Annotated in this window: 20 protein-coding genes; 11 read left to right on the forward strand and 9 right to left on the reverse strand. The window is 64.1% G+C overall.

Annotated elements, in window-relative coordinates:
• Positions 1-65: 65 nt before the first annotated feature.
• Entirely contained in the window at positions 66-785 is a 720-nt protein-coding gene (locus IEX41_RS15880) for a metallophosphoesterase family protein (RefSeq protein WP_188791232.1), read from the forward strand.
• On the opposite strand, the gene IEX41_RS15885 is transcribed toward IEX41_RS15880, so the two are convergent.
• The 3 genes from IEX41_RS15885 to IEX41_RS15895 form a co-directional block, all read right to left on the reverse strand.
• A complete protein-coding gene (locus IEX41_RS15885; protein WP_188791233.1) occupies positions 732-2,501 on the reverse strand; it encodes a SulP family inorganic anion transporter in 1,770 nt (589 codons plus the stop codon). The genes IEX41_RS15880 and IEX41_RS15885 overlap by 54 nt on opposite strands.
• A 164-nt stretch (positions 2,502-2,665) precedes the next feature.
• Positions 2,666-3,289 (reverse strand): COG3650 family protein, encoded by a 624-nt coding sequence (locus tag IEX41_RS15890; RefSeq protein WP_188791234.1) that lies wholly within the window; start codon positions 3,287-3,289, stop codon positions 2,666-2,668.
• Positions 3,290-3,371: 82 nt separating this feature from the next.
• Positions 3,372-4,202, reverse strand: a complete 831-nt coding sequence (locus tag IEX41_RS15895) for an ABC transporter permease (protein ID WP_188791235.1) — start codon at positions 4,200-4,202, stop codon at positions 3,372-3,374.
• 122 nt (positions 4,203-4,324) lie between these two features.
• Here IEX41_RS15895 and cysQ point away from each other — a divergent pair, with 122 nt between their 5' ends.
• From cysQ to IEX41_RS15940, 9 genes are all read left to right on the forward strand, one after another.
• Positions 4,325-5,122, forward strand: coding sequence for a 3'(2'),5'-bisphosphate nucleotidase CysQ (cysQ, locus tag IEX41_RS15900; RefSeq protein WP_188791236.1), 798 nt, complete (start codon positions 4,325-4,327; stop codon positions 5,120-5,122).
• A 6-nt stretch (positions 5,123-5,128) separates the two neighbouring features.
• Positions 5,129-6,358 carry a glycosyltransferase family 2 protein gene (locus IEX41_RS15905; RefSeq protein ID WP_188791237.1) on the forward strand — a complete coding sequence of 410 codons (1,230 nt, stop codon included), beginning with the start codon at positions 5,129-5,131 and terminating at the stop codon, positions 6,356-6,358.
• 142 nt (positions 6,359-6,500) lie between these two features.
• On the forward strand, positions 6,501-7,397 hold the full coding sequence (gene galU, locus IEX41_RS15910; protein WP_188791238.1) for a UTP--glucose-1-phosphate uridylyltransferase GalU: 897 nt from the start codon (positions 6,501-6,503) through the stop codon (positions 7,395-7,397).
• 6 nt (positions 7,398-7,403) lie between these two features.
• Positions 7,404-8,390 carry a UDP-glucose 4-epimerase GalE gene (galE, locus tag IEX41_RS15915; RefSeq protein ID WP_188791239.1) on the forward strand — a complete coding sequence of 329 codons (987 nt, stop codon included), beginning with the start codon at positions 7,404-7,406 and terminating at the stop codon, positions 8,388-8,390.
• 4 nt (positions 8,391-8,394) lie between these two features.
• Positions 8,395-9,570 carry a glycosyltransferase family 4 protein gene (locus IEX41_RS15920; RefSeq protein WP_229673278.1) on the forward strand — a complete coding sequence of 392 codons (1,176 nt, stop codon included), beginning with the start codon at positions 8,395-8,397 and terminating at the stop codon, positions 9,568-9,570.
• A 75-nt stretch (positions 9,571-9,645) separates the two neighbouring features.
• On the forward strand, positions 9,646-10,632 hold the full coding sequence (locus tag IEX41_RS15925) for a glycosyltransferase family 2 protein (protein WP_373285651.1): 987 nt from the start codon (positions 9,646-9,648) through the stop codon (positions 10,630-10,632).
• Positions 10,629-12,329 carry a DUF5927 domain-containing protein gene (locus IEX41_RS15930; protein ID WP_188791242.1) on the forward strand — a complete coding sequence of 567 codons (1,701 nt, stop codon included), beginning with the start codon at positions 10,629-10,631 and terminating at the stop codon, positions 12,327-12,329. The genes IEX41_RS15925 and IEX41_RS15930 overlap by 4 nt, the downstream gene beginning before the upstream one ends.
• 7 nt (positions 12,330-12,336) lie before the next feature.
• The gene (locus tag IEX41_RS15935; protein ID WP_188791243.1) at positions 12,337-13,767 is read left to right on the forward strand and encodes a nodulation protein NodH; all 1,431 of its coding nucleotides are present in this window, start codon (positions 12,337-12,339) and stop codon (positions 13,765-13,767) included.
• 67 nt (positions 13,768-13,834) lie between these two features.
• Positions 13,835-14,452: a TetR/AcrR family transcriptional regulator gene (locus tag IEX41_RS15940; RefSeq protein WP_188791244.1), complete on the forward strand. Its 618-nt coding sequence runs from the start codon at positions 13,835-13,837 to the stop codon at positions 14,450-14,452.
• Here the strand turns inward: IEX41_RS15940 and IEX41_RS15945 are convergent, their stop codons facing one another.
• The 5 genes from IEX41_RS15945 to gloB form a co-directional block, all read right to left on the reverse strand.
• A complete protein-coding gene (locus IEX41_RS15945) occupies positions 14,453-15,163 on the reverse strand; it encodes an NYN domain-containing protein (protein WP_188791245.1) in 711 nt (236 codons plus the stop codon). It lies immediately after the preceding gene.
• A 16-nt stretch (positions 15,164-15,179) separates the two neighbouring features.
• The gene (locus IEX41_RS15950; RefSeq protein WP_188791246.1) at positions 15,180-15,680 is read right to left on the reverse strand and encodes a GNAT family N-acetyltransferase; all 501 of its coding nucleotides are present in this window, start codon (positions 15,678-15,680) and stop codon (positions 15,180-15,182) included.
• The gene (locus IEX41_RS15955) at positions 15,680-16,453 is read right to left on the reverse strand and encodes a potassium channel family protein (RefSeq protein ID WP_188791247.1); all 774 of its coding nucleotides are present in this window, start codon (positions 16,451-16,453) and stop codon (positions 15,680-15,682) included. The genes IEX41_RS15950 and IEX41_RS15955 overlap by 1 nt, the downstream gene beginning before the upstream one ends.
• Before the next feature lie 549 nt (positions 16,454-17,002).
• A complete protein-coding gene (clpA, locus tag IEX41_RS15960; RefSeq protein WP_188791248.1) occupies positions 17,003-19,333 on the reverse strand; it encodes an ATP-dependent Clp protease ATP-binding subunit ClpA in 2,331 nt (776 codons plus the stop codon).
• 155 nt (positions 19,334-19,488) lie between these two features.
• Positions 19,489-20,244 (reverse strand): hydroxyacylglutathione hydrolase, encoded by a 756-nt coding sequence (gloB, locus tag IEX41_RS15965; protein ID WP_188791249.1) that lies wholly within the window; start codon positions 20,242-20,244, stop codon positions 19,489-19,491.
• Between the two features lie 65 nt (positions 20,245-20,309).
• Between gloB and IEX41_RS15970 the strand changes: the two genes are divergently transcribed.
• Entirely contained in the window at positions 20,310-21,059 is a 750-nt protein-coding gene (locus IEX41_RS15970) for a class I SAM-dependent methyltransferase (RefSeq protein ID WP_188791250.1), read from the forward strand.
• Positions 21,060-21,062: 3 nt separating this feature from the next.
• On the opposite strand, the gene IEX41_RS15975 is transcribed toward IEX41_RS15970, so the two are convergent.
• Positions 21,063-21,773, reverse strand: coding sequence for a hypothetical protein (locus IEX41_RS15975; protein ID WP_188791251.1), 711 nt, complete (start codon positions 21,771-21,773; stop codon positions 21,063-21,065).
• Positions 21,774-22,089: the final 316 nt, after the last annotated feature.

The following is a 22,089-nucleotide window of genomic DNA, read 5'->3' on the forward strand; positions in this document are numbered from 1 at the left end:
CCCTGCCGGGGTTGCTGCGCGGCGCTTCCGGCGCAAGTAATAGGGCAGGACAAAGGACTTATTCCATGCAACCCATTTTCGCCGTGGGCGACATCCACGGCCAGATCGACGAGCTTCACAAGGTTCTGGACCAGATTGACGCGGATGACGCGGCGGGGTCCACCGTCGTGTTCTGCGGCGACCTCGTGGACCGTGGCCCGGACAGCCGCGCCGTGATCGACACCCTCATGCAGGGGCAGGCGGACGGCAAGCCGTGGGTCGTGCTCATTGGAAACCACGACCGCTACCTGCTGCGCTATCTCGAGGATGCCGCGTTTCAGGATCCGCAGACCTCGCGTCCGCTCTATTACACCGACCCGCCCATCGGTGGCGACAAGACGCTGCGCTCCTATGGGGTCGACACCCAACCGAGCCGCTGGCCGGAGGACGTGCAGGCCGACGCCCGCGAGGCGGTGCCGCAGGCCCATCGCGACTGGCTTGCCGCGCTGCCGCGCATCCACGAGACGGACGATCAGATCTTCGTCCATGCCGGGCTGCGCCCCGGGATCGCGCTCGGGGATCAGGTCGAGGACGACCTGCTGTGGATACGCGAACCGTTCCTGAGCGACCGCACCGATTGGGGCCGCCTCGTGGTGCACGGGCACACGGCGCTTGACCGTCCGCAGCTATATAGCAACCGGCTCAACCTCGATGGTGGGGCGGGCTACGGGCGGCCGCTGGTGCCGGCGCTGCTATTCGGCGACGAGACCTTCGTTCTGGAGGGGCGCGGTCGCAGCCGTCTTTAGGTCCGCCTGCAGCGCGCACCACGCGTCATACTGCGCAAGGAAGACCTGGCCCGACAGCTCATGCAGGAAATGCGAGCGCTGCAGCCGGTCCATCACGGGGCCCTTCACCTCGGTAAGGTGCAGCGCGATGCCCAGCTCGGATAGGCGGCGGTTGAGCTCTTCGAGGGTCTCGAGCGCGCTCATGTCGATTTCGTTTACGGCGGGGCACATCAGCACCACGTGGCGCAGGTTGTCGCATTCCGCGACCCGGCCCAGCACGTGATCCTCGAGAAAGCGGGCGTTGACGAAGTAGAGGCTTTCGTCGACGCGCAGGGTGAGGACACCAGGAATTGTCTCGACCTTGTGGCGTTTCACGTTGCGGAAATGCTGGGTGCCGGGGACCAGCCCGACTTCGGCCACGTGGGGTTTCGAGGTCTTGTAGAGGTGCAGGAAGATCGACAGCATCACGCCTGCCGACACACCCACCTCGACCCCCACAAGCAAGGTCAGCACGATGGTGGCGGTGACGGCGATGAAATCGACCATGGAATAGGCCCATGTCTTTTTCAGGATCGACAAATCGACGAGGCCCAGCACCGCGACGATGATCGTCGCCGCCAGCGTGGCGTTGGGCAGATACGCAAGCAGCGGCGTCAGCACCAGCGTCGCAAGGCCGATGCCGATGGCGGTGAACGCTCCTGCGGCTGGCGTCGCTGCCCCGGCGTCGAAGTTCACCACCGACCTTGAAAAGCCGCCCGTCACCGGAAAGCCCCCCGACAGCGCCGAGCCGATGTTCGAGGTGCCAAGGCCGATCAGCTCTTGGTCGGGGTCGATGCGCTGGCGGCGCTTGGCGGCAAGGGTCTGTGCCACCGACACCGATTCCACGAAGCCGATGATCGAGATCAGCACCGCCGGTAACAGCAGCGTCTGCCACATGCCAATGTCGAAGGATGGCGCCGACAGCGGTGGCAGGCCGGTCGGGATCTCGCCCACCAGCCGTACGCCTTGCGCCCCAAGATCGAAGCCCCATGCCAGCAGCGTCGTCACCACCACGGCGGCCACCGGCCCGGCCTTGGCCAGCACATCCGCAAGGTGCGGGCCAAGGCCGGCGCGCCGCAGCAGCGGCTTCAGCCCCTTGCGGACCCAGAACAGGAAGGCGGTTGCCCCCACGCCGATGGCAAGTGTGATGGGGTTGGTCTGGTCAATATGTTCGGCGAGCGACAGGCCGAGGCTCACCAGCGTGTGCCCCTCGGCCTTGATGCCGAAGATATGCTTGAGCTGCGAGGCGGCGATCAGCACGCCCGACGCGGTGATGAACCCCGCGATCACCGGATGGCTGAGGAAGTTGGCCAGAAAGCCCAGCTTCAGCACCCCCAGCAGGGTCAGGAACACCCCCGAGATGAAGGCCAGCGTCACCGCGGCAAGCGCGATGTCGGCGGCTTCGGTCAGGCCAAGCTGCCCAATGGCCGCCGCCGTCATCAGCGACACGACCGCCACCGGCCCCACCGCAAGCGCCCTGCTGGTGCCGAAGATCGCATAGGCCACCAGCGGCACGATCGACGCATAGAGCCCCATCTCCGCCGGAAGCCCCGCAAGCAGCGCGTAGGCCAGAGACTGCGGGACCAGCATTACCGTCACGATCACCGCCGCCACCGCGTCCTTGGTGGCTGTCTCGCCATCATACTGGCGGGCCCAGCCGAGGATCGGCAGGTAGCGGGAAAGCGAAGGGCGGGACATGGCGTCTATCCTGTAAGAGGTCGGGCCGCCGCCGGACCAGGCCCGGTGCCTGCCGTGGCGGCGAAATGGCAGGAATAGGAGCAGGGATGCCCCGGCCACTGATTATATATATTCAATTTGTGGAATTTTTTAAGTGTCAATCCGAGGCCGTCATGGTCCCTGCGTCATTGCGGCTGCACCGAGCAGCAGCCCCGGTAGGTCCCATCGCGTTTTCCTGTCAGCGTCACGAGCGCCTCGAGGCCAAAGAGCCGGTCCGACATGCCGTCCGAGCAGGCCTGAACCGGCTTTATGGCGATTGAGGCTTTCTGCCCGGGGCCGCTGGCATGGGCCACATGGCCTGCGCCGGGCACCGGCTCGGGCGAACTGGCGGAAAGCTCGAGGTTGTTGCCCTCTATGTCTGACCAGCTGAAGGTACCGCCGGGGGTGTGGATGAGGCTCCAGAACGGCTCGGTGCCGTAGCAGCTGAAGGCGGCACCCTCACCGATGGTGCTGCCCTGCTGCCGCGCCATGTAGCGCATGTTCACCCACCCCGCCTGTTCGCGAAGGTTTACCCGACCCCAGCTGCCGTCATCGCTGAGGGCGGTGACCTCGGTCCGGGTCTGGGCAAAGGGCAGCGCGCCGAGGATCTCGGCCCCGGCCTCGGGGGCAGCGCGTACGTTCAGGACATCGTCCGAGGCAACGTCGGTCACGTCGTAGAGCGCGGGCAGGGGGCTGCCCGAGATCACCGCGGTGGCGCAGGCGCCAAGGGTCATGGCAGTAATGGCGGTCAGGATGGTTGGGCGTGGCATGGGATCAGGCTCCTTTTGCGGAATGCAGACAGGCACAGCATAGCGCAGCCGGGCCCGTTCGGCGCAGTCCGGACTCCCAGCCTCAGCGCCGTGCGCCCCAGCTCGCCGAGGCGTGCTTACGGGTGTAGAATTCGCCCATCAGCCCGATCATGATCAGCACGATGGACACGTAAAGCGCATATTCCCAGTCCGAGTTGCGCGGGTTGTAGTCGACGAAGGCGTAGCCGCGCGACTGGTCGATGGCGTGGAAGAGCGGATTCCAGTCGAACATCACCAGCATGTAGCTGGGCAGCGTGTTGGCCACGAACATCTTGCCCGAGGCGATCATGTTGGCCCGCTGGTAGACCGTGGACAGGATCTGCACCGGGGTCGGGAACCACGGCTTGGCCGCAAGGAACACCATGCCGATAGCGGCCCCTGAGAACCACGCCAGCAGGATCATCGCCATGCAGCCGATGGGATCGTGGATTTCCTGCATGACGAAGGGATTGAACGCCACGTCGTAGATGAACAGGATGAAGATCAGGCTCAGCACCTGGATATAGAGGGTCGACAGCATGGCCGAGGCGATGGCGATGGCCGTGTTCATCGGCGCATGCTGCATCATCGGGCTTGCCGGGCCTTCCGAGGAGACCACCGCCCCCAGCGTCTTGGTGTGGGTCATGTAAAGGAACACGCCGGTCATGATGTAGATCATGAAATCCCCGCGCAGGGCGGTGCTGCGCATCCCGAGGATCTGGAACATGAAGTAGAAGGCCAGCACGAAAATGATGGTCTGCAGCATGTTCATGAACAGCGCCATGAAGGCGTTGCCGTGGGTCTTGCGCACCGCCCGCACCGAATTGTGGTAGATCAGTTCGGCGATGTAGACCGCAGATCCCAGCCGCGAGCGCGGCTTCGTGGTCTGAAACATGGCGTTCTGCTCCGCTGTCCTCGCGAGGATGGGTCTTTTGTTGCCCATCTTGATTACTGGAAGCATAAGGAATCACAGGTTTCAAATCAACAAATCCGCGAACAGCGGTGGAGGAAACGCTTTTGCATTACGAAACGCTTGTCACTGTCATGCGGAAACTGGCGCTCGAAGCGGGCGACAAGATCATGGAGATCTACGAGTCTGACGATTTCGAGGTAAAGACCAAGTCCGATGCCAGCCCGGTCACTGAGGCGGACGAGGCGGCGGACGCACTTATCTCGGCCGGCCTGCGCGGGGCTTTCCCTGACATGCCGCTGGTCACAGAGGAACAATCGGACAGCCACAACCTTGACGCGATGACGTTCCTCATTGTCGATCCGTTGGACGGCACCAAGGAATTCGTCAATCGCCGCGGTGATTTCACCGTCAACATCGCGCTCGTCGAAGACGGCGTTCCGGTGCGCGGCATCGTCTATGCCCCGGCCCGTGGCCGTATGTTCTACACCACCTCGACCGGCACTTCGGTCGAAGAGACTGGTCCGTTCGACAAGGACACCGTGGGCGAGACGACCCCGATCAAGGTCTCCGAGGCCGATAACTCGGCGCTCATGGTTGTCGCCTCCAAGTCGCACCGGGACGAGGCCACGGACGAGTACATCAACAAATACTCCGTCGCCGACAGCACCAGCGCCGGCTCGTCCCTGAAATTCTGCCTCGTGGCGACCGGCGAGGCGGATCTTTATCCGCGCCTTGGCCGCACTATGGAGTGGGACACCGCCGCCGGTCATGCGGTGCTGAACGGCGCAGGCGGCAAGGTGGTGCGGTTCGACGATCACACGCCACTGGCCTACGGCAAGCCCGAGTTCGCCAACCCCTATTTCATCGCCTACGCCCCGGGCGTGGAGCTGAAAGAGGCCTGATCGGCCATGGTGGCGCTCCCGGTCAGCGTGGTGATCGTGAGCCGGGGGCGCCCCGACGCGCTGCGCCTGTGCCTCACCGGCGTGGCGCAGCTTGACCATCCGGCCTTCGAGGTGGTGGTGGTCGCATGCCCCGAGGGCATCGCTGCCGCGCATGGGATGCCCCATGCGGACCGGCTGAAACTTGTTCCCTTCGATGAGGCAAACATCTCGGCCGCCCGCAATGCCGGGATCGTGGAGGCGGCGGGCGAGGTTGTCGCCTTCATTGATGATGACGCGGTGCCCGAACCCACATGGCTGGCGAGGCTTTGTGCGCCGTTCGAGGACCCGTCGGTCATGGCTTCAGGGGGCTTCGTGCGCGGGCGCAATGGCATCGACTTCCAGTGGCGCGCCCAGACCGTGACATGCCGTGCCGAGGATTCTCCGCTGCACATGGGCGAGGCGCCTCAGGTCTTCGACCCAGAGCCAGGCCGTGCCATCAAGCTGCAGGGCACCAACATGGCCCATAGGTGGGACGCGCTTCTGCGGATGGGAGGGTTCGATCATGCCTTCCGATTCTATCTGGACGAAACGGATCTCGACCTACGGCACGCGGCGCTTGGCCACCGCGTCGCAGTGGTGCCGCTGGCCGAGGTGCATCACGGCTATGCCGCAAGCACCCGGCGCGCTGCCGACCGAAGCCCGCGAGATCTGACCGAAATCGGGGCCTCGTTCGTCATCTTCCTGCGCCGCCATTGTCCGGAAACGGACCACCACGGAGCGCTTGCGCGATTTCGCGCCGAGCAGCGCAATCGCCTTCTGCGGTACATGCGGCGCGGGCCGCTCGGCCCTGATGACGTTCTGCGGCTCATGCGCGGTTTCGACCGGGGGGTGGCCGAGGCCATGGCCCGCCCGCTTTTGCCACTGGCGCCGCTGACCCCAGCGGGGGCTGGCTTCCATGGCTTTGCGGGGCGCCCGGGGGCACCGCGCGCGGTGCTGTCGGGACGTGTCTGGCAGCGCAGCGCCATGCGCCGCAGGGCTGCGGCGCTGGTGGCGGAGGGGCAGATTGTCAGCCTCTTCCGATTTTCCCACACGCTTCTGCGGCATCGGGTGCAGTTTCACCCGGACGGGTTCTGGGAGCAGATCGGCGGCCTCTGGGGACGCAGCATCCGCAGTGAAACCGGGCTGCGTGCGCCGTCTCTGCGCGGTCGGTTGCAGGACGAGCGGAACAGAGTGCGCAGGCAACGGGGAGAGGATTGATTGTTCTGCAACTATGGGGTGTATTCGGGTGGTCGAACCCAAACCACACCGGCAAGGTCTGTTCCCTGCCACGCGGCAACATGCTAGGCCATTCGGAATAGGGTGCGCGAGCACCATCAAAGTTTTCAAGGAGCTGATAAGAATGGGCAACAAGGTGACGAAGGCCATTTTCCCGGTCGCCGGGCTTGGCACGCGCTTCCTTCCGGCAACGAAGTCTGTACCGAAGGAAATCATGACCCTCGTGGACCAGCCGCTCGTGCAATACGCGATTGACGAAGCGCGCGCCGCGGGGATCAAGGAATTCATCTTCGTGACCTCGCGCGGCAAGGGCGCCCTTGAGGATTACTTCGATCACGCCCCTCACCTGGAGGCGGATCTGGCCAGCAAGGGCAAGGACAAGCTGCTCGAAGTGCTGAAATCCACCTACATGGACTCGGGCGAAGTCGCCTACATCCGCCAGCACAAGGCGCTTGGCCTCGGCCACGCGGTCTGGTGCGCCCGCCGCCTGATCGGTGATGAGCCCTTCGCGGTCATCCTGCCTGATGACGTTATCGCCGCCGACAAGCCCTGCCTTCAGCAGATGGTTGAAGCCTACGAGGAAACCGGCGGCAACATGGTTGCGGCGATGGAAGTGCCAGCGGACAAGGCGTCGAGCTACGGCATCCTCGACGTGCAGGAAGAAATGGGCAACCTCGTGTCGGTCAAGGGCATGGTCGAGAAGCCCAAGGAAGGCACTGCGCCGTCCAATCTTGCAGTGATTGGCCGTTACATCCTGTCGCCCAAGATCCTCGAGAACCTCGAGGACAAGCAGACCGGCGCCGGCGGGGAGATCCAGCTGACCGACGCCATTGCCAAGCAGATCGGCGATGCACAGAACGGCGTTTACGGCTACCGCTTCAACGGTCAGCGCTACGACTGCGGTTCCAAGGCGGGCTTCCTGCAGGCGACCGTGGCCTTCGGCCTGTCGCGGGATGATCTGCGCGACGACCTCGAGACCTACCTCCATGAGGTCCTCGCGGCCCGCAAGGCGGCGCAGTAAGAGCGCATGGCTGATCATGTACTGGTAACCGGGGGGGCGGGCTATATCGGCTCGCACGCCTGCAAGGCCCTGAAGGCCGCGGGCTTCGTACCCGTGACCTTCGACAATTTCGTCACCGGCTGGCGGGACGCGGTGAAGTTCGGCCCCCTCGAGGAGGGATCGCTGTCCGACCGGGCGCGGCTGGACGAGGTGTTTGCCACCTACAAGCCGGTGGCGGTGATGCATTTCGCCGCCCTGAGCCAAGTTGGCGAGGCGATGTCCGAACCGGGCCGCTATTGGCGCAACAACGTCGAAGGCTCTCTGACCCTGATCGAAGCCGCCTGCGCTGCCGGCTGCCTCGACTTCGTCTTTTCCTCGACCTGTGCCACCTACGGCGAACATGACAATGTCGTGCTGGACGAACACACCCCGCAGGAGCCACTCAACGCCTATGGCGCCTCCAAGCGCGCGGTCGAGAACATCCTGCGCGATTTCGGTGCCTCGCATGGGCTGAACTCGGTGATCTTCCGCTACTTCAACGTGGCGGGTGCGGACCCCGAGGGTGAGGTGGGCGAACACCACCGCCCCGAAACGCACCTCATTCCGGTGATGCTCGAGGCGATCGACGGCACCCGCCCCGCGCTGACGATCCACGGCACCGATTACGACACACCCGACGGCACCTGCATCCGCGATTACGTGCATGTCTGCGATCTTGTGGATGCGCATGTACTGGGGCTGACATGGCTGCGCGACGGCAAGGGCAGCCGGGTGTTCAACCTGGGCACTGGCGACGGGTTCTCCGTGCGCGAGGTGATTGACGCATCGCGCGGCGTCACCAATCGTGAGGTGCCGCATTCAGAAGGCCCGCGCCGTGCAGGGGATGCGACCAAGCTGGTGTCGGGCTCGACCCGCGCTGCGGCCGAGCTGGGCTGGACCCCGGGCAGGTCGACCATGCCGCAGATGATTGCGGACGCATGGAACTGGCACCGCACCGGCCACTACGAAAGCTGAGGCGGTGACCGCCCGGCTGCTCGACCTGACGCGGCTGGTGTCGCGGGCCGGGCGGCCGTTCACCGGGGTCGACCGGGTCGAATACGCTTACCTGGCCCGCCTTGCGTCCGATGGGCCGTTCTACGGTCTGGTGCGGACCGGGCTCGGGTTCCTGCTGCTCGATGCCGCCGGCTGCGCTGCGCTGAAGCGGCTGCTGGACAGTGGTGATCTGCCTGCGCCCGACCTCCTGTCGCGGCTTCGGCGCCGCGATGCGGGCCGGGCCGGTGCTGAACGGGCACTACGCCGGGTGGCCGTCGGACGCTGCCTGCCGCGCGGCCTTGGGCGGCTATTGGGGCGGCATCTTCCCCAAGGCGCGGTTTACATCAGCGTCGGGCACACGCGGCTGTCCGACGTGCTGCTGTCGGGGCTGGGGACGCATCGCAAGGTGGTGCTGCTGCATGACACCATCCCGCTAGATCATCCTGAATTCGCGGGGACCGGCATTACCGAACGGTTCAAGGAATTCCTCGCGCGGACCGAAGCGCATGCGGACGTGGTGATCTGCAACTCTCGCCAGACCGAAGCGGACCTGCACCGCCACATGGCCGCCGTACCGCGCTGCGTTGTCGCCCCTCTGGGGATCGACGTGCCCAAGCCGGGCCGCGCGCCCGCCGGGCCGTGGGACGGGATGCCATGGTTTGTCATCCTTGGCACCATCGAGCCGCGCAAGAACCACGCCCTGCTCCTGCGGCTCTGGCGGGAGGGGCTTGTTCCGAATGACGCGCACCTGCTGATCTGCGGCGCACGAGGGTGGAACAATGCCGCGGTGTTCGACGCGCTCGACCGGGGCATCCCCCACGTGCACGAGCTGCCGGGCCTGCCGGACGGGGCCATCGCGGCGCTGCTGAAGGGCAGCGCGGGACTGCTGTTCCCGAGCCTTGCCGAAGGTTACGGCCTTCCCCCCGCCGAGGCGGCGGCGCTAGGGGTGCCGCTCTTGTGCAACGACCTGAAGGTGTTGCGAGAGGTGGTTGGGGATATTCCCGTTTACGCCCCGGCAGCGGATGCGTATCTTTGGGCCAGTGAGATAACAAGGATGGCCGAGGAGAGCCGGGCAGACCCGGCGCGTGCGGTAACGCGGTCGAACAGCTATGCCCCACCGAACTGGGATGCGCATTTCAAGACCGTCTTAACCGAGATCTGATAGCCACGGGACAGATCCGGGCCGGGACGCCGGCCCCATTGAGGGCAGGCTTTGGGTGCATGGCGGTCATATCGGCTGAGGCTTCAGCGCAAGCGCTGGCGCGTCAGGGCGCTGCGCAAATCGCGTGAACTGACGCCGGTGTCCGACCGCACGGACCAGTTGCGCCGGTCCGACATCTTCGTCTTCTGCACCGCCCGGAACGAAGCGATCCGCTTTCCCTATTTCCTGAAATACTACCGGGACATGGGTGTGAACCACTTCTTCATCGTGGACAACGACAGCACCGACGGCACGCTGGCCTACCTCGCGCAGCAACCGGACGTATCGGTCTGGAGCACGCGGGGCAGCTACAAGCGGTCGCGGTTCGGGATGGACTGGATCAACTACCTGCTGCGCAAATATGCCCACGGGCATTGGGCGCTGACAGTCGATCCCGACGAGTTCTTCCTTTACCCATTCTGCGACACGCGGCCCCTGAGGGCGTTGACCGACTGGCTCGATGCCTCCTCGATCAAGAGCTTCTCGGCCATGCTGCTCGACATGTACCCCAAGGGGCGCATGGATGCGCAGCCCTACCAGGTGGGGCAGAATCCCCTGGAAATCGCCTCGTGGTTCGACAGCGGCAACTACACGATCAGCCGCAACAAGCGTTTTGGCAATCTGTGGATCCAGGGCGGCCCGAGGGCGCGGGTGTTCTTTGCCGACCGTCCCGAACGGGCGCCCGCGCTCAACAAGGTGCCATTGGTGCGCTGGGACAAGCGCTACACCTATGTCAGTTCCACCCACATGCTACTGCCGCGCGGGCTCAACCTTGTCTATGACGAGTGGGGCGGGGAAAAGGCGTCGGGGCTTTTGCTGCACACCAAGTTCCTCGATACCTTCTCGGCCAAGGCCGCCGAAGAGCTGGAGCGCAAGCAGCATTACGCCGGATCGTCCGAATACCTCGCCTACCACGCGGTGGTGAAGGACAACCCGGACCTGTGGTGCAAGTGGTCCGAAAAATACATCAACTGGCGCCAGCTCGAGATCCTCGGGCTCATGTCCAAGGGCAACTGGGCATGACTGTCGGGATCATCATGCTGGTCCACACCGCCTTCGACCGGGCCGAACAGGTGGCGCGGCACTGGCTGAAAGCCGGCTGCCCGATAGTGATTCACGTGGATCAAAAGGTCAGGGGCAAAGCCTACGAGCGCTTCGTCATAAACCTGTCCGATGACCCGCTGGTGCGGTTCTCAACGCGGCACCGCTGCGAGTGGGGCAGCTGGGGGCTGGTGGCCGCCAGCCAGGACGCGGCCGAGCTGATGCTGGCCGAGTTCGAGGGCGTCCGGCATGTATACCTGACCTCCGGCTCCTGCATGCCGCTGCGCCCGGTAGAAGAGCTGATCGCCTATCTCGACGAACGCCCGCGCACGGACTTCATCGAAAGCGCCACCACCGCCGATGTGCCTTGGACCGTGGGCGGGCTCGACGGTGAACGGTTCCAGCTGTTCTTTCCGTTCTCCTGGCGCAAGCAGCGTTATCTCTTCGACCGGTTCGTGGACATCCAGCGCGCCCTTGGCGTCCGCCGCCGCCTGCCGCAGGGCATCGTGCCGCACATGGGCAGCCAGTGGTGGTGCCTCACCCGCCAGACCCTGTCGGCAATCCTGTCGGACCCGGACCGCCGCGCCTTCGACCGCTATTTCCGCCGGGTGTGGATCCCGGACGAAAGCTATTTCCAAACACTTGCGCGGCTTTACTCCACCAATATCGAAAGCCGGTCGCTGACCCTGTCGAAGTTCGACTTCCAGGGCAAACCGCATATTTTCTACGACGATCACCTGCAGCTGCTGCGCCGGTCCGACTGCTTTGTCGCCCGCAAGGTCTGGCCGCACGCGGGCAGGCTTTATGATGTCTTCCTGTCGGACGCCGCCGCCCAGCAGAACCGGCAGGAGCCGAACCCAGGCAAGATCGACCGCATCTTCGCTCGTGCCGTAGACCGCCGGACCCGGGGGCGCACCGGTCTCTACATGCAGTCACGCTTTCCCAACTGGGGGTGGGAGAACGGAGTGACGGCGGGCAAGTATTCTGTTTTCCAGGGCTTTTCCGAACTGTTCCGCGATTTCGAAGGCTGGCTGGCCCGCACCACCGGAACGCAGGTGCATGGCCACCTCTACGGGCCCGACCGGGCGCATTTCGCCGGAGGGCAGACCGTTCTCAACGGCGCGCTGCCGGACAACGCGGCGCTGCGCGATGCCAACCCGCGTGCCTTCCTTGCCAACCTGCTGTGGAACACGCGCGGCGAAAGGCAGTGCTTTCAGTACAGCCCGCACGACACGCCCGATGTCATCTGGCACATCGCCCGTGATCCCAACGCGCAGGTCAGCGTGATCTCGGGGGCATGGGCAGTGCCGCTGTTCCAGTCCAATGCCAACTTTGCCGACCTGCGTGCCGAGGCAGCCCGCCTGCAGAAGATCGAACATGGCATGCTCGACCAGCTCCGCTCGCCAGAGGCCAAGGCGCGCATCCGGATCTGGACCATGGCCGAGTTCATCGAAACCCCGATGGAGCCGCTTCAGGTGATCATCGACGAGATCGGCCAGCGGTCCCCTCAGCGCCTTGCCGAGGCGCCGGTGCTGCAGGACCTCAAGGGCTTCGGGCAGTTCCTGCAGAACCTCAAGAACCAGGGGATGCATCCCTATCTCATGGGCGATTTCCCGGTGGAGCCCGAACCTAAGGCGGCCAATCAATCGCGCCGCCGCCCGTATCTCGTGAAGAAGTAGGCATCCTATGTCCGACCGTTTCGACAGTTTCGTTGTCTTCGCCGAGATGCGCACCGGCTCGAATTTCCTCGAGGCGAATATCAATGCCTTTGACGGGCTGACCTGCCATGGCGAGGCGTTCAACCCGCATTTCATCGGCTATCCCAATTCGACCGACATCCTAGGCCTCACCCAACCCGAGCGCGACTATGACCCCGAGGCGCTGCTGCGGCGCATCCGCGAAGCGACGGCGGATGGTATCGGCGGCTTCCGGTACTTCCACGACCATGACCCCCGGGTGCTGGGTACCATCCTGAAGGACGACCGCTGCGCCAAGATCATTCTCACCCGCAACCCGGTGGACAGCTATGTCAGCTGGAAGATCGCGCAAGCCACAGGGCAGTGGAAGCTTACCAACGTGTCGAAACGCAAGGATGCAAAGGCCGAGTTCGACGGGCCAGAATTCGAGGCCCATCTCGAGGCGCTGCAATCCTTCCAGGTGCTGCTGATGAATGCGCTTCAGACCTCGGGGCAGACCGCGTTCTACGTCGCCTACGAGGATCTGCAGGATGTTGCCGTCATGAACGGACTTGCACGCTGGCTGGGCGCGCGCTCGCAGCTTGATAGCCTCAACAGTGCGCTCAAGCGTCAGAACCCTGAGCCAATCTCGGAAAAGGTCGCGAATTTTTCACAGATGGAGGCAGCGCTGGCCCGGCTCGACCGGTTCAACCTGACCCGTACCCCGAATTTCGAGCCGCGCCGTGGCCCGGTGGTGCCAACCTACGTGGGCGGGGCAAGGACGCCGCTGCTTTACATGCCGGTCCGTTCCGGCCCCGAGGATGCGGTGACCCGCTGGCTGGCGACGCTCGACGGGGTGGGACAGTGGGCGCTGGTGCGCGATTTCAGCCAGAAGAGCCTGCGCCAGTGGAAGCGCGAGCGGCCTGGACATCGCAGCTTTACCGTGGTGCGCCATCCGCTGGCCCGCGCGCATGACGTGTTTTGCAACCGCATCCTGACGCTGAAGAAGGGCAGTTTCCGCGGCATACGCAAGACCCTGCGTCGTGCCCACAATCTGCCCATCCCCGAGGGCGAGCCGGGGGCCGAATACACGCTGGAGCATCACCGTGAGGCCTTCACCGCCTTTCTGTTGTTCCTAAAGGCCAACCTCGCGGGGCAGACTGCGGTGCGCATCGACGGCCACTGGGCGAGCCAGGCGCAGGTGATACAGGGCATGTCGGAGCTGACGCTGCCCGACATGATCGTGCGCGAGGATGAGATGGCCAGCTACCTTCCCGCGCTGGCCATGCAAGTGGGGCACGAAGGTCCGCCGGACCCCGAGCCGGTGCCAAGCAGCGCTCCCTACGGCCTTGCCCAGATCTACGATGACCAGATTGAGACCGCTGCGCGCGAGGCCTATCAGCGCGACTACATCATGTTCGGCTTCGACGACTGGGCCTAAGACCTTGTGGCGCTTGCCGGGTGGCGGTCCCGCGCGTTAGGCTCGGGGCGATCATGCGGGAGGCACCATGCCGGAAGGCTCCATTGGCGCCCGGCCAGGGCGCAAGTACGATCAGGTGATCGAAGGCGCGCGCGAGGTGTTCCTGCGTGACGGCTTTGAAGGGGCCAGCGTCGATGACATCGCGCGCGCGGCGGGGGTGTCGAAGGCCACGCTCTACAGCTATTTTCCTGACAAGCGGCAGCTGTTTTCCGAGATGGTCGGCGTGCTCTGCCGTCGGCAGGCGGAGCAGGCCAACATGGAGATCGACTTCAGCGCTCCGCCTGCGGCAGTGCTGCCACTGGTAGGGCGGCGTCTGATGCGGTTCATCCTGTCCTCCACGGGCCAGCGCCTCTTCCGCATCTGTGTGGCCGAGGCCGACCGCTTCCCCGAGCTTGGTGCAGAATACTATCGCTGCGGGCCGCAGATGGTTCAGACGCGACTGCGCGATTACCTCCTCAAGGCCGCAGCGCGCCGTGAGGTCCGGTTTGATGACGCAAACCTTGCCGCCGCGCAATTCGCCGAGCTCTGCCGGGCCGAGCTTTGGGCGAAGGCGATCTTCGGCGTCCAGGCCAGCGTCACCGATGCCGAGGTCGCGCGAACCGTAGATGGCGCGACCTCGATCTTCCTGGCCCGCTACGGCTGCTGATCAGTCGAGGCGACGCACCAGCAGCTGGTTGCCCGGCCCGCGTTTCGTCTCGAACACCTTCAGCTCGGCCACGAGGTCCGACAGCTTGCGCTTGCCGAAGGTGCGGGTGTCGAAATCGGGGTTGGCGGCGGTGATGAACTGGCCGAGCTGGCCAAGGGTGTACCAGTCGTCATCCTGCTCGATCGCATCCATGGCGGTGAAGATGAGGTTGCGTGCCTCTTCCAGGCCCGCCACCGGCTTGGGTGCCTGATTGCCGGGCTTCTGCTCGGGTGCGCCGTCGAGGTTCTCGAGGAAGATGAAGCGTTTGCACGCCTTGCGGAAGGCATCGGGGGTTTTCTGCATCCCCATGCCGTAGACATCGAGCCCTTGTTCGCGGATGCGGCTGGCCAGCCGGGTGAAATCGCTGTCCGAGCTGACCAGCACGAAGCCGTCGAAGCGGCCGGTGTGCATGAGGTCCATGGCGTCAATCACCAGCGCGATGTCCGATGCGTTCTTGCCCACGGTGTTGGCAGGCGAGTGCAGTGGCACCAGGCCGAACTCGGCCGCGATCTTGGACCAGCCGGCCATCTGCTGGCTGGAGAAGTCGCCATAGAGCCGCCGAACGCTGGCTTCGCCCAGCGACGCAAGCTCGTCAAAGATGGCGCGGGCATATTTCGGCGACGTGTTGTCGGCGTCGATGAGGACGGCCAGAAGCCGGTTGTCCTGGGTCACGTTGGAACTCCGTTGATTAGTCCGCCACCAGCGTCTTGTACATGACAAGCGCGTCCACGTAGCCCGTTTCGGGGTGGTCGAACGCGGCTGGAAGGCGACCGACGATCTCGAACCCGGCCTTTTCCCAAAGGCCGACCGCACGTGTGTTGGTCGAGACGACAAAATTGAATTGCATGGCGCGGAACCCGGAGTCCCGCGCGGTCTGAAGGGCATGGGCCAGCATCGTCCGGGCGATGCCCTTGCCCCGGGTCATGGGATCGGTGACGAAACCGCAGTTGCAGACATGGCTGCCGCCGCCCTGCTGGTTGCGCACGATGTAGTAGGAGCCGTGCAGCCTGCCGTCCACGATCGCCGAGAACACCCGCCGTTCGCCGCCGGTCCAGTAGGCCAGCGCGTCCTCGCGGCTGATGTCGCGGTCAATGGTGTAGGTGTCGCCGGCGCGGAACACCTGTTCGAGGATCGCCCCGAGGGCAGCGCCATCGTGCGGTTCGTACGGGCGGACGTCGGGGGTCGTCATCAGGTCTGGCCTTCGGTCTCGATGCGCAGCGTCTTGCCGCAGTGCTTGCAGTGTACCGCATCCTGATCGTGCAGCGACAGGGCGCATTCGGGGCAGGTGTATCTCACCTTGATGGGCCGGAACAGCACCTGCGCCAGCCGCAGGAACAGCGTCACGCCGGCAATCATCACGATAACCGAGATGGTCTTGCCCAGCGGCCCGGTCAGGGTGATGTCGCCGAAGCCCGTCGTGGTCAGCGCGGTGATGGTGAAATAGAGCGCATCGGCGTAGTTGCCGATGTCCGGGTTGATGCCGTGCTGGGTGGCATAGACCAGGCCGGTCATCACAAAGATGAACACCATCAGGTTTATGGCGGCGACGAAGACGTCCTGATGCTGGCGAAAGAACGGGAAATCCGCCCTCAGCCGTTTCATCAGCTGGTATGTGTGCAGGAAGCGCAGCGTTCGCAACACCCGCAAAAAGCCCAGTCCCTCGTCCGCCAGCGGCGCAAGAAACGATGCGATGGAGACGATGTCGGCGATGGTGACCGGACGGATCAGGAACTTCATCCGGTTCGGCTCGATGGCCAGCCGTGCGAGGAAATCCAGAAGGATGATCGCGCCAAAGGCAAGATCTACGATCTGCACGATGTCATTCATGTCGATGAACGATGTGACAACCACGAAGACGATGGTGATCACGTCGAAGCCCAGCAGCCAGTACCGAAAGCGATGCGCGCGGTGGCTGTCGCCTTGGTAAAGCTCGCGCAGAAGGGCGAGGCGGCCTTGGGTCATGCGTGCGGATATCCTGCCATAGATCAAAGGCATACCCCGGCATGTCCGCTTCGGGCAAGCAGGAAGGTTGGCTGCCTTGGGGGCGTCCGTCTTCTCAGGTTAAAGCGATGCAGCAAGATTGGAACAGGGGGCTCAGAGGCTTGTCGGGCACGGGGATGGTCTGTGACGCGCATTGCCTGCCTTTGGCACCGCACGTAGGCGCGACTGTTTCCCTCCAGAGTGACTGTGGTGAGGTGACGGAGCGTTCTGGCGTGATGGGAGACTTTGCAGGTATCGGCCGCGATCTCTCCATTGCCTGAGCTTTCACGTGAAACTATTTGCCTGAGCCTGAGCCTGAGCCTGAGCCTGAGCCTGAGCCTGAGCCTGAGCCTGAGCCTCAGACCTGCACGCGGTTTCGCCTTGGATTTGCCTTCTGCTGCGCCGCGCCCGCGGTGCCAGCCCCGGGGCTTGGGCGTCTTCCTAAGCCATCAACCGAAGAGCACCTGTCCATAACTGCAAGGCCCCCGCCAATGGGGCAGGGGCCTGTTCGTTTTCGTCAGAAGGCGGGGATCACTCAGCTGTCAGAAGCGGCGGCTTCTTCGAAGACAGGCGCAGCTTGTCCGGTCCCTCGATGGTGAGCGACAGCTCGCCATCCTTGACGCCGACCTTGACCACGCCGCCCTTGGTGAGCTTGCCGAACAGGAGCTCTTCGGCCAGAGGCTTCTTGAGGTTCTCCTGGATCACGCGGCCGAGCGGGCGGGCGCCCATGCGGTCGTCGTAGCCCTTTTCGCCAAGCCATTCTGCCGCGGGGCGAGTCAGCTCGATGGTGACGTTGCGGTCCATGAGCTGGGCTTCGAGCTGCAGAACGAACTTCTCGACCACCGACAGGATGACCTCCTTGGGCAGCGGCTGGAAGCTGATGACCGCGTCCAGACGGTTGCGGAATTCCGGCGTGAAGGTCCGCTCGATTGCGGCGGTGTCCTCGCCTGTCCGGCGCTCCCGGCCGAAGCCGATTGCGGCCTTGGCCTGTTCCGCGGCACCCGCGTTCGAGGTCATGATGAGGATCACGTTGCGGAAATCCACGGTACGCCCGTTGTGGTCGGTGAGCGAGCCATGGTCCATCACCTGCAGCAGGATGTTGTAGACATCCGGGTGCGCCTTCTCGATCTCGTCGAGCAGCAGCACGCAATGCGGGTGCTGGTCCACGCCATCGGTCAGCTGACCGCCCTGGTCGAAGCCCACGTAGCCCGGAGGCGCGCCGATCAGACGGCTCACCGCGTGCTTTTCCATGTACTCGGACATGTCGAAGCGCAGCAATTCCACGCCCAGCGTGCTGGCAAGCTGCTTGGCCACCTCGGTCTTGCCGACGCCGGTGGGGCCGGCAAAGAGGTAGTTGCCGATCGGTTTTTCCGGTTCGCGCAGACCCGCACGGGCCAGCTTGATCGCGGAAGACAGCGCCACGATGGCATCGTCCTGTCCGAAGACCACGCGCTTGAGCGACCCTTCGAGATCCTTGAGCACCTCCGCGTCGTTCTTGGAGACGTTCTTCGGGGGAATGCGGGCGATCTTGGCCACGACATCCTCGATCTCCTTGGTGCCGATGGTCTTGCGACGCTTGGATTCGGCCACGAGATGCTGCGCCGCGCCCGCCTCGTCGATCACGTCGATCGCCTTGTCGGGCAGCTTGCGATCATTGATGTAGCGCGCGGACAGCTCCACGGCGGTCTTGATCGCCTCCGCCGTGTATTTGATCGAATGGTGCTCTTCGAAATAGGGCTTGAGACCCTTGAGGATCTTTACCGTATCTTCGACCGAAGGTTCGGACACGTCGATCTTCTGGAACCGGCGGCTGAGCGCGCGATCTTTCTCGAAGTGCTGGCGGAATTCCTTGTAGGTGGTCGAGCCCATGGTGCGCAGCTTGCCCCCCTGAAGTGCGGGCTTCAGCAGGTTCGATGCGTCCATGGCACCGCCCGAGGTGGCGCCGGCGCCGATCACAGTGTGGATCTCGTCAATGAAGAGCACCGCGTCGGGGTGTTCCTCAAGCTCGGTCACCACGGCCTTCAGGCGTTCCTCGAAATCACCACGGTAGCGGGTGCCCGCCAGCAGTGCGCCCATGTCGAGCGAGTAGATCGTGGTCTTGGACAGCACCTTGGGCGTGTCGCCCGACACGATCTTGCGCGCCAGCCCCTCGGCGATGGCGGTCTTGCCCACGCCGGGATCGCCCACCAGAAGCGGGTTGTTCTTGCGGCGGCGGCACAGCACCTGAATGCAGCGTTCGACCTCGGATTCGCGGCCAATAAGCGGGTCGACATCCCCCTTGCGGGACTTGGCGTTGAGGTCCACGCAGTACTTCCCGAGCGCCGACTCCTTGTTGTCGGCAGGCGCTTCGGACTGGGTCTGCTTGGTCTCTTCCTCGGCGTCCGAGGCGCCCTGCACCGGGCGCGCTTCGCCGTAGGCCGGGTTCTTGGCTACGCCGTGGGCGATGAAGTTCACCGCATCGTAACGCGTCATATCCTGCTCCTGCAGGAAATATGCGGCGTTCGATTCGCGTTCGGCAAAGATCGCGACCAGTGCGTTGGCACCGGTCACTTCCGTGCGGCCAGAGGACTGCACGTGGATCGCTGCGCGCTGGATGACCCGCTGGAACGCGGCGGTGGGCACCGCCTCTGAACCTTCGATGTCGGTGACGAGGTTGGACAGATCCTCGTCGATGAACTCGACCAGCGTTGTGCGCAACTCTTCCGTATCCACGGAACAGGCTTTCATCACGCGGGCTGCATCGGGTTCGTCAATGAGAGCGAGCAGGAGATGTTCCAGCGTCGCAAATTCATGGCTGCGCGAATTCGCGAGAGCCAGGGCTGCGTGAATGGCCTGTTCCAGGGTGTTCGAGAAAGACGGCACGGCGGCGCTCCTCTTGTCTGTGTCGGGCGTGGTGGACCCAACATTGCCTTCCATAGTTAAAGTTTGGTCAGTACCGGCGTTCCATCAAGAAGTTTCTTTGCCGACTGCGCTCACATTTACCCTATGGCTGGCAACGTGGCGTGAAAATCAGCGGCTCAGAACCGGTCTTTCCTGCCCCTGATCTCGGCAAAGACGGCCGCATCAGAAGCGTCTTCCATGCCGAGAATCCTGCGGATTTCCGGGGATGAGGGTCTCAGGAAAGGGTTGGTGGCCAGTTCCTCGGACAGCATGCAGGAGGCGGTCGGTTGCCCCTCTGCCCGGGCTTTGGCAATGGCGTCTGATCTCAATTTAAGCGCCTCGTTGCCCGGTTCAATGGTCAGGGCGAACTTCGCATTCGAAGATGTGTATTCGTGCCCCGAGCAAACCAGCGTTTCCGGAGGCAGGTGCGACAGCTTGTGGAGGCTGTCCCACATCTGCGTCGGCGTGCCCTCGAACACCCGCCCACACCCGAGGGCCATGAGGCTGTCGGCGGTAAACACCGCTTCTGCCTGCGGAAAATGGAACGCCACGTGGCCCAGCGTATGGCCGGGCACGAAGATCACGGTGCAGGAGGTGCCGCCGACCTCGATCACGTCGCCGCCTTCGACGGCACGGTCGAGGGACGGCAGCTTGTCCTGTTCGGCGCGCGGGCCGATGACGGTGCAGCCATAGCGGTCGACGAGTTCGGCGACCCCGCCCACGTGGTCGTGATGATGGTGGGTGATCAGAAGGGTATCAAGGCTCCAGCCGCGGGTCTCGAGCGCATCGATGATGGGGCCGGCCTCGGGGGCGTCGATCAGCACAATGCCGGACGGGCCCTCGACGAGGTAGGCGTAATTGTCGCTCAGACAGGGGATTGTGACGATCTGCATGGACTTTTCCTTGCGGGCTTTGCCAGACTGTCCCCCAAGAGTGACCCAACCGGAAGGCCGCCGCAATGCACCTTGATGTGCACAGCCTGCGCAATTTCTATTACCGCAGCGCCCTGGGGCGCGCCGCGCAGCGCATAGTGCGTGACCAGGTGCTGCGCTACTGGCCGCATTGCGGGGCACAGACCGTGGCGGGCTACGGCTTTGCGGTGCCGCTGCTGCGCCCCTATCTGGGCGACGCGCGGCGGGTGGTCGGGCTGATGCCCGCGCCGCAAGGGGTGCTGCACTGGCCGGCGGGGATGCCCAACGTGTCGGTGCTGTGTGAGGAAACCTTCTGGCCGCTCGAGACCGGCCACGTCGACCGGCTGATCATGATGCACGGGCTGGAAACCTCGGAAAGCCCGTCTGAGCTGCTGGATGAATGCTACCGCGTGCTGGGGCCGGGGGGAGAGGCGCTGTTCATCGTGCCCAACCGGTCGGGCCTCTGGGCGCGGTCTGATCGCACGCCTTTTGGCTACGGGCGGCCCTATTCGTTGAGCCAGCTAGATGCGCAGCTGCGGCGCCATGATTTCATCCGTCAGTCTCATGTGTCGGTGTTGTTCCAGCCGCCGTCATCGCGGCGGTTCTGGATGCGCACCGGCCCCGTATGGGAGCGGATCGGCCGCGCGATTCCGGCGGTGATGGCGGGCGGGGTGCTGATGGTGCATGCGACCAAGCGCTACCCGCCGCAGCGCAAGGGCCTGGGAGACAAGGTTCGGGTGCCCAACCCGCTCGAGGTGCTGTCCCCCAAGCCGGCGAAGGAGCCGAAGGCGGTCTGACCGTCAGCCGGTCGCCAGCCTAATGAAGCTGATGCTGGTGTTCGAGGTGATCTCGGGTGGGGGCAGGCGCGTGTCGAAATCATGCAGGGTGTTGCCGGTTGCCGGGTCGATGGTCTCACCTGCTTCGCCGAGGTCATAATGCCCCAGCACAACGCCTCCAAAATATTCGACGGTCGCCTCGGTGCCGGTGATCCCGGCCTTCGCGGCCTCATCGAAGTCGAGGCTCACGCCTTCGGGGATGAGCACAACCCAGCGGTCGTATTCCTCGAATTCCGTGCTAGCCGTTGAAACCGCTGCAATTTCGTCGAGCACGACAACCAACCCCTCGATGTCCTCCGCGATGACGTAATCGACGACATCCACCAGTTCGGCATGGGTGTCCGCCTGGACGGCCTGCGGTGTCTCGCCGTCCTCGGTAGAGCTCTCGGTCACGTGGATGGTGATGTCTTCGATCGCGTGGCCCGGGTCTTGGGGCAGGGCGTGTTCGATGGGATCGTGATGGATCGCGTCACTCTGCCATGTGTCGATCGGATCCAGAAGGTCCGGGGTGGGGATGTCAGCGGTGCTCACGTAAGGCATTCTCCCCGGCGCGTCCTCGTCTTCGGAATGATCCTGATACCCGTCGTCGGCATCGTCATCGGTCGCGCTTGCCTGATTCAGCACGATGGCCGATGCGAGGCCGCAAATGCCGACCAATCCGAGGATGTGCAGCATCACACATTGACCTTTTCTTGATTTTTCCTGGCATGTAAGCAACTTTTGCGAGCATTTTCGGCGTGAACCCGGCGGGAATGTGTCAGGAACTGGGTTTTGAAATCCTGAATATGTGCCACCCCTTACGGTAGAGCGAGGGCTTCCGTCCTGCAGCTGTGGGGCGGTGCGGGCGGCACACTGCAAGAATCGCGCGCGAGGGCTTCAAGTTTGCGCCACGCTGCCTCGGGTCCAGGCATGATGATCTGCAATCACGCAAAAATTAAAAAATCGTGAAAAACCGTGTGGTTTCAAGGAAGTGTCCGGCGTGTTAGCGCAA

Source organism: Salipiger pallidus, assembly GCF_014643635.1.
Taxonomy (GTDB): domain Bacteria; phylum Pseudomonadota; class Alphaproteobacteria; order Rhodobacterales; family Rhodobacteraceae; genus Salipiger; species Salipiger pallidus.

What these genes read in the sequence shown, in the direction of transcription:
- IEX41_RS15880 (WP_188791232.1), top strand. Translation starts at nt 66, where the DNA reads ATGCAACCCATTTTCGCCGTGGGCGACATCCACGGCCAGATCGACGAG.
- IEX41_RS15885 (WP_188791233.1), bottom strand. Translation starts at nt 2,501, where the DNA reads ATGTCCCGCCCTTCGCTTTCCCGCTACCTGCCGATCCTCGGCTGGGCC.
- IEX41_RS15890 (WP_188791234.1), bottom strand. Translation starts at nt 3,289, where the DNA reads ATGCCACGCCCAACCATCCTGACCGCCATTACTGCCATGACCCTTGGC.
- IEX41_RS15895 (WP_188791235.1), bottom strand. Translation starts at nt 4,202, where the DNA reads ATGTTTCAGACCACGAAGCCGCGCTCGCGGCTGGGATCTGCGGTCTAC.
- IEX41_RS15905 (WP_188791237.1), top strand. Translation starts at nt 5,129, where the DNA reads ATGGTGGCGCTCCCGGTCAGCGTGGTGATCGTGAGCCGGGGGCGCCCC.
- galU (WP_188791238.1), top strand. Translation starts at nt 6,501, where the DNA reads ATGGGCAACAAGGTGACGAAGGCCATTTTCCCGGTCGCCGGGCTTGGC.
- galE (WP_188791239.1), top strand. Translation starts at nt 7,404, where the DNA reads ATGGCTGATCATGTACTGGTAACCGGGGGGGCGGGCTATATCGGCTCG.
- IEX41_RS15930 (WP_188791242.1), top strand. Translation starts at nt 10,629, where the DNA reads ATGACTGTCGGGATCATCATGCTGGTCCACACCGCCTTCGACCGGGCC.
- IEX41_RS15935 (WP_188791243.1), top strand. Translation starts at nt 12,337, where the DNA reads ATGTCCGACCGTTTCGACAGTTTCGTTGTCTTCGCCGAGATGCGCACC.
- IEX41_RS15940 (WP_188791244.1), top strand. Translation starts at nt 13,835, where the DNA reads ATGCCGGAAGGCTCCATTGGCGCCCGGCCAGGGCGCAAGTACGATCAG.
- IEX41_RS15950 (WP_188791246.1), bottom strand. Translation starts at nt 15,680, where the DNA reads ATGACGACCCCCGACGTCCGCCCGTACGAACCGCACGATGGCGCTGCC.
- IEX41_RS15955 (WP_188791247.1), bottom strand. Translation starts at nt 16,453, where the DNA reads ATGACCCAAGGCCGCCTCGCCCTTCTGCGCGAGCTTTACCAAGGCGAC.
- gloB (WP_188791249.1), bottom strand. Translation starts at nt 20,244, where the DNA reads ATGCAGATCGTCACAATCCCCTGTCTGAGCGACAATTACGCCTACCTC.
- IEX41_RS15970 (WP_188791250.1), top strand. Translation starts at nt 20,310, where the DNA reads ATGCACCTTGATGTGCACAGCCTGCGCAATTTCTATTACCGCAGCGCC.
- IEX41_RS15975 (WP_188791251.1), bottom strand. Translation starts at nt 21,773, where the DNA reads ATGCTGCACATCCTCGGATTGGTCGGCATTTGCGGCCTCGCATCGGCC.